General features: G+C 67.5%; 5 protein-coding genes. 3 read left to right on the forward strand and 2 right to left on the reverse strand.

All coding sequences use genetic code 11. The features are described 5' to 3' along the window. Positions 1 to 85 precede the first annotated feature (85 nt). A complete protein-coding gene (locus tag QMX83_RS19210; protein WP_282298246.1) occupies positions 86 to 850 on the reverse strand; it encodes a TatD family hydrolase in 765 nt (254 codons plus the stop codon). Beyond that, positions 847 to 1,071 (reverse strand): DUF6116 family protein, encoded by a 225-nt coding sequence (locus QMX83_RS19215; RefSeq protein WP_125359283.1) that lies wholly within the window; start codon positions 1,069 to 1,071, stop codon positions 847 to 849. Before QMX83_RS19215 ends, QMX83_RS19210 begins: the two co-directional genes overlap by 4 nt. A gap of 161 nt (positions 1,072 to 1,232) precedes the next feature. Here QMX83_RS19215 and QMX83_RS19220 point away from each other — a divergent pair, with 161 nt between their 5' ends. The 3 genes from QMX83_RS19220 (at position 1,233) to asnB (ending at position 6,447) form a co-directional block, all read left to right on the forward strand. Beyond that, the gene (locus QMX83_RS19220; RefSeq protein WP_282298247.1) at positions 1,233 to 2,048 is read left to right on the forward strand and encodes a glycine zipper 2TM domain-containing protein; all 816 of its coding nucleotides are present in this window, start codon (positions 1,233 to 1,235) and stop codon (positions 2,046 to 2,048) included. Between the two features lie 169 nt (positions 2,049 to 2,217). Then, positions 2,218 to 4,497, forward strand: coding sequence for a thiamine pyrophosphate-dependent enzyme (locus QMX83_RS19225; protein ID WP_282298248.1), 2,280 nt, complete (start codon positions 2,218 to 2,220; stop codon positions 4,495 to 4,497). Between the two features lie 3 nt (positions 4,498 to 4,500). After that, positions 4,501 to 6,447, forward strand: a complete 1,947-nt coding sequence (asnB, locus tag QMX83_RS19230; RefSeq protein ID WP_282298249.1) for an asparagine synthase (glutamine-hydrolyzing) — start codon at positions 4,501 to 4,503, stop codon at positions 6,445 to 6,447. The last annotated feature ends 86 nt before the right edge of the window (positions 6,448 to 6,533 follow it).

The following is a 6,533-nucleotide window of genomic DNA, read 5'->3' on the forward strand; positions in this document are numbered from 1 at the left end:
CCGCAGCGCGCTCGACCGGGCGTAGAGCCACGCCCTGCGTGGCTTCGCGGTGTCAAACAGGGTCGCAGCCACGCAGGGCGTGGCGCTACGGGATCGAGAACAACCGTTTTGCGTTGGCGGTGGTCTGCGCCGCAATCACCTCTGCCGGCTCGGTCCGCAACTGCGCGACGGTCTCCAGAATCACCGCCAGCCGTGCCGGCTCATTGCGTTCGCCGCGGATGCCGGCATCGGGCTGGTCCGGGGCATCGGTCTCCAGCAGCAGCTGCTCCAGCGGCATCTGCGCCACCAGCCGACGCAGGCGCTGGGCCCGGTCATAGGTCAGCGGCCCGCCGAGGCCGAGCAGGAAGCCCAGCCTGTGCAACTGATCGGCCTGCTCAGGACTGCCGGGAAAACTGTGCACCACGCCACGGAGTTCACCCACCTGCCTGATCGCAGCGATCACCGCATCGACCGCACGGCGTGCGTGCACGATCACCGGCAGGTTGAAGTCGCGCGCGATCTTGAGTTGCTCCACGAAGTAGAACTGCTGCTGGTCGGCGTCCAGCCCTTCCACGAAGAAATCCAGCCCGCATTCGCCGACCGCGCAGGGACGCTCGCGTGCGATCCACTCGCGCAGCTGCTCCAGATGCTCGGGCCGATGCTGGTCAAGGAACATCGGATGCAGACCGTAAGCGGGATGAAGACCGTCGGCCATGGCGCAGGTCTCGCGCAGCTTGGGCCAGCTTGCCGCGGTCACCGCCGGCAGGACCTGCGACTGCACGCCAGCCGCCTGCGCGCGTGCAATCACCTCGATGCGGTCTGCATCGAATTCGTCCGCATCCAGATGGCAGTGGCTGTCGAACAGGATCACGCGCGTGGTGGCGTCGGCAGGGTGGGGGGCAGATCGTCGCTGCGCCGCTTCCAGTTGGCCAGCAGCAGCGTGCCCAGCGCGAACAGGATCTCGTCCACGAACGGCACCGGGTCTGGAATGAACAAGGTCAGCGCGAACAGCGCGGCGGTGATCTTGAACAGGGTCGGGTAGCGCAGCCGGCGCGCCCAGTTGACGATCGGCAGGAGCAGGGGATTGGCCATCGCGGAGTCCTCCAGTAATGCTGTAAACGCTATCACGCGCCGTAGAATGACAGAACCTGAATGGGCGGTGCGGCTGTAAGCGTCATGTGGAGATTCCGTTCAGGTGTTGCATGCTGGAATCCTCCCCAAGAACGTTGCGGATCGTCCGCAGGGAGTCGGAAATGAAAAGCACAACTACTACTGCTCTGGTCGCTGCCGGTGCGCTGCTGGTGGGCGGTATCGCCACCGCGGCCTTCATGAAGAGCGGTGATTCCGCTGACGCGGTGACCGCCTCGCAGAACCGACCGACCCTGGACACCTCGCCGCTGGCCAATGACGGTGCCGCGTCTGATTCGGTGCCGGTGAATGCACCGCGTGGGCTGGAATATGCCGACGTGGTCAAGGTGGACCCGCTGACCAAGAAGGAAAAGGCCTACGCCACCGTGATCGGTACCGAGCCGGTGCGCGAGACCTCGACCACGCAGACCCCGCATGAGGTCTGCGAGGACGTGGTGGTGCAGGAGCGCCTGCCCGAACGCGACGGTAACGTCGGTGGCACCGTGGCTGGTGCGGTCATCGGTGGCCTGCTCGGCAACCAGGTCGGCGGCGGCAACGGCAAGAAGGCCGCCACCGCAGCCGGTGCCGTGGCCGGTGGCGTGATCGGCAACCAGATCGACAAGCGTCACGTCGGTGGTCGCGTGGTCAACCGCACCGAGCGCCAGTGCCACACCGAAACCGCGACCTCCGAGTCTACCCGGGTCACCGGCTACAACGTGACCTACCGCAATGAAGACGGCACCACCGGCACCATGCGCATGGCCAGCAAGCCGGGCACCCGCATTGCCATGGGCACCACCGACGCGGTGACCGGTTACAACGTGACCTACCGCTACGACGGCGTCGAAAAGACCGTCAAGATGGACAACAAGCCGGCCAGCGATCGTCTGCCGGTGGTGGATGGCCAGCTGGTCACGCAGACCGCCGCTGTCACCCAGTAAGTGGTGCCGGGCCATGCCCGGCAACCGCAGGTCAATGATTGAAGCGACAAGGCCGGGGGCGAACGTCCCCGGCCTTTTTGTTGCGCCTGCTCTTGGCAAACCGGAATCGCGTATGGCCTGATGCGGCCAAAGGTCGTCTACGTCCGCAACACGTCACGGAGGGTGATGGATGTTTGCCGTGGTTCCCGATCCGATTCCGGCCCGCATGAAGGGCCTCAACCGCGCTGAAATCTGCGATACCAACTTCATCGAGTTTGTTCGCCACTGGCAGGGGCAGCCCGCCGCGCGGCCGGCCCCCCACCAACCGATCCTGCCCGGCAGTGCGCTGGACGCGGCCGGGTTCGACGCACTGTTCGAGTCGCAGCTGATCAGCCGCCACCTCGACCTGATGGCGCGCGTGCTGCGGGTGCAGAACAAGGTCTTCTACACCATCGGCTCGTCCGGTCACGAAGGCAATGCGCTGGTCGCACGCGCGGCCCGGCACACCGATCCGGCGTTCCTGCACTACCGCTCAGGCGCGTTCATGGCTGAGCGCTTCCGTAAGCTGCCCGGCATGGATCCGGTCATGGATTCGGCGCTGTCGTTCGCCGCCAGCCGCGACGATCCCGCCAGTGGTGGTCGCCACAAGGTGTGGGGCAGCAAGCCGCTGTGGGTGCTGCCGCAGACCTCGACCATCGCCTCGCATCTGCCCAAGGCGTTGGGCACCGCGCTGGCGATCGAGAGCGCGCGTCGCATCGGCCACGACCTGCCGATTCCCGAAGACAGCGTGGTGATCTGCTCCTTCGGCGATGCCTCGGCCAACCACGCCACCGCGCAGACCGCGTTCAACACCGCCGCGTGGGCCGCGTACCAGCGCCTGCCGGCGCCGATCCTGTTCGTGTGCGAGGACAACGGCATCGGCATTTCGGTGAAGACGCCCAGCGGCTGGATCGCCGACAGCTTCAGCCACCGTCCCGGCCTGGACTACTTCCATGCCGACGGCCTGGATCTGGTCGAAGGCCATGCCCAGGTCGAGCGCGCGCTGGAGCACTGCCGCTACACGCGCCGGCCGACCTTCCTGCATCTGCGCACCACCCGCCTGATGGGGCATGCCGGTACCGATTTCGAGATCGAGTGGCGGCCGCTGGCTGAGCTGTGCGCCGCTGAAGCGGCCGATCCGCTGTTGCGCACCGCGCAGATCGCGCTGCAGTCCGGCTGGCTCAGCGCCGAGCAGATCCTGGAGCGCTACGAAGCGATCCGCGCGCGCTGTTTTGCCGCCGCCGAGGCCGCCGATGCGCGGCCCAGGCTGGAAACGCTGGACGACATCGTCGCGCCGCTGGCTCCCTACACGCCGGCCGCCGTGCAGGCCGAAGCGACCCGCCCGGCACCGGCCGAGGAGCGCGAGCAGGCGTTTGGCGGCGCGGCCCAGCTGCCCGAGCTGCAGCCGCCGCGGCATCTGGCCGTGCAGATCAACCAGGCCCTGCACGACCTGCTGTGCAAATACCCGGCCGCGCTGCTGTTCGGCGAGGACGTCGCGCAGAAGGGCGGGGTGTATACGGTCAGCAAGGGGCTGCTGAAAGCCTTCGGTCCGCGCCGGGTGTTCAACACCCTGCTGGATGAAACCATGATCCTGGGCATGGCGCAGGGGTTGGCCAATCTGGGCATGCTGCCGATTCCGGAGATCCAGTACCTGGCCTACCTGCACAACGCCGCCGACCAGCTGCGCGGCGAAGCGTGTTCGCTGCAGTTCTTCTCCAACAACCAGTACCGCAATCCGATGCTGGTACGCATCGCGGGGTTGGGGTACCAGAAAGGCTTTGGCGGGCACTTCCACAACGACAACTCGATTGCCGCGCTGCGCGACATCCCCGGGCTGGTGGTGGGCTGCCCCTCGAGGGGCGACGATGCCGCGATGCTGCTGCGCACCCTGGCCGCGCTCGCCCAGGTCGACGGTCGTGTGGCCGTGTTCCTGGAGCCGATCGCGCTGTACATGACCAAGGACCTGCATGCGGCGGGCGATGGCCAGTGGCTGTTCCCGTACCCGGCCCCGGACCAGGCGCTGGTGCTGGGCGAGGGGCGCGTATACCGGCCCGAGGCCAGTGACCTGGTGATCTTCACCTATGGCAACGGGGTACCGATGAGCCTGCGTGCCGCTGTGCGCATCGGCGAGGAACACGGCTGGCAGGTGCGGGTGGTGGACCTGCGCTGGCTGGTGCCGCTCAATGCCGGCTTCATCGCCGCGCAGGCCGCCGACGCGCGGCGGGTGCTGGTGGTGGACGAAGGCCGGCACAGCGCCGGGGTGGGCGAGGGCGTGATCACCGCGCTGGTCGAGGCCGGGTTGGGACACCTGCCATTGCAGCGGGTCAGTGGGGCCGACACCTATACCCCGCTCGCAGGGGCAGCAATGTGCGTGCTTCCAAGCGACAATGCACTGGTAAGCGCCGCGCGGGTGTTGGCGCAGGAACACTGACTGATGTGTGGATTGGCAGGCATGCTGTTGGCGGCTCCGGCAACGGAACAAGCCGTACTGGAAGATCAAGCGGGGCGGATGGGCGATGCCCTGCTGCACCGTGGCCCGGATGATCGCGGGGTATGGGCCGATGCCGCTGCCGGCATCGCCCTGGCGCATCGCCGGCTGAGCATCCTGGACCTGTCGCCGCTCGGCCATCAGCCGATGGCCTCGGTGGACGGGCGATATGTGCTGGCCTACAACGGTGAGGTGTACAACTTCGCCGCGCTGCGTGCCGAACTGGAAGCGCTGGGGCATGCGTTCCGTGGACATTCGGATACCGAAGTGCTGCTGGCCGCCTTTGTCGCCTGGGGTGTGGACGAGACCCTGCAGCGCGCCAACGGCATGTTTGCCATCGCGCTGTGGGACCGCTCGGAACAGTGTCTGTGGCTGGCCCGTGACCGGGTCGGCAAGAAGCCGCTGTACTACGGCTGGGCCGGCGACACGCTGGTGTTCGGCTCAGAGCTGAAAGCGCTGTGGCAGCACCCGCAGTTCGACAATGACGTTGACCGCGACGCGCTGACCCTGCTGATGCGTCTGGATTACATTCCGGCCCCGCACTGCATCCACGAGCGCTGCTTCAAGCTGATGCCAGGGCGGGTGCTGCGGATGGACGCGACGGCCGTCGCGGCGGGGGCTGCGTCGCATCGCCCCGACCAGCAGCAGGTGCCGTTCTGGAATGCGCGCGAGCGCATGCAGCATGCCCTGGCGGCTCCGTTTGCCGGCAGCGACGACGACGCCGAGTTCCAGCTCGACGGGCTGCTGCGCGACGCGGTCGCGCTGCGCATGGTCGCCGACGTGCCGGTGGGCGTGTTCCTGTCCGGCGGCACGGATTCGTCGGTCGTCGCTTCGCTGATGCAGGCGCAGTCCTCCACGCCCATCCACAGCTTCAGCATCGGCTTTGAGGGCTCGGATCACGACGAGGCCCCGCTGGCCAAGGCGCTGGCCGGGCATCTGGGCACCGACCACACCGAACTCTACGTCAGCGGCGCGGACGCCCTGGCGGTGGTGCCGCAGTTGCCCTCGATGTTCGACGAACCGTTTGCCGACGCATCGCAGGTGCCGACCGCGCTGGTCGCCAAGCTGGCGCGTGGCTCGGTCACCGTGGCGCTGTCCGGTGACGGCGGCGACGAGCTGTTCTTCGGCTACAGCCGTTACCAGCGCGCACTGCGCAACTGGAACCTGCTCGGCCGGGTGCCGGCCCCGCTGCGGCGCTGGATGGCCGCCCATTCGCATACCCAGGGTGAGGCCTCGCGCACCGGCGGCCTCGCCGCATTGCTGGCGGAAACCGGCGCACGTGGCATTGGCGATGTGTACCGCAACCGTATTTCGCGCTGGCGCGATCCGGTCGCGGCGGTGATCGGTGCCAAGGGTGCAGGCAGCTTCTATGACCTGGCGGACCCGCTGCACGGTGCCGGTTCGCCGGCCGACGCGATGATGCTGGCCGACTTCAGCACGTATCTGCCCGATGACCTGCTGTGCAAGGTGGACCGCACCAGCATGGCGGTCAGCCTGGAGGCGCGTGCACCGCTGCTGGACTGGCGGGTGGCGGAGTTCGCGTGGTCGTTGCCGCTGCATATGAAACAGCGTGACGGGGTCAGCAAGTACCTGCTCAAGCGCGTGCTGGGGCGATACGTGCCGCACGACATGGTGCACCGGCCCAAGCGCGGGTTTGGTGCGCCGGTGAGTGCGTGGCTGAAGGGCGACCTGCGGGGCTGGGCCGATGACCTGCTGGATCCGGCACGGCTGGCGGGCGAGGGCGTGTTCCAGGTGAACTCGGTAGCCCCCTTGTGGCAGCAGTTCCAGCAGGGTGAGCGCAAGTGGCACACCCATCTGTGGAACGTGTTGATGTTCCAGGCCTGGCAGGCGCATTGGAAGCAGGCGAGGGCGCAGGTTCTGTCCGGTCCATGATGCCGATCGGACCGTAGAGCCACGCCCTGCGTGGCTTCGCGGTGCCGGGACGCGTTCATGCAGCCACGCAGGGCGTGGCTCTACGT

This window comes from Stenotrophomonas sp. PS02289 (assembly GCF_029960115.1).
In the GTDB taxonomy this organism is placed as follows: domain Bacteria; phylum Pseudomonadota; class Gammaproteobacteria; order Xanthomonadales; family Xanthomonadaceae; genus Stenotrophomonas.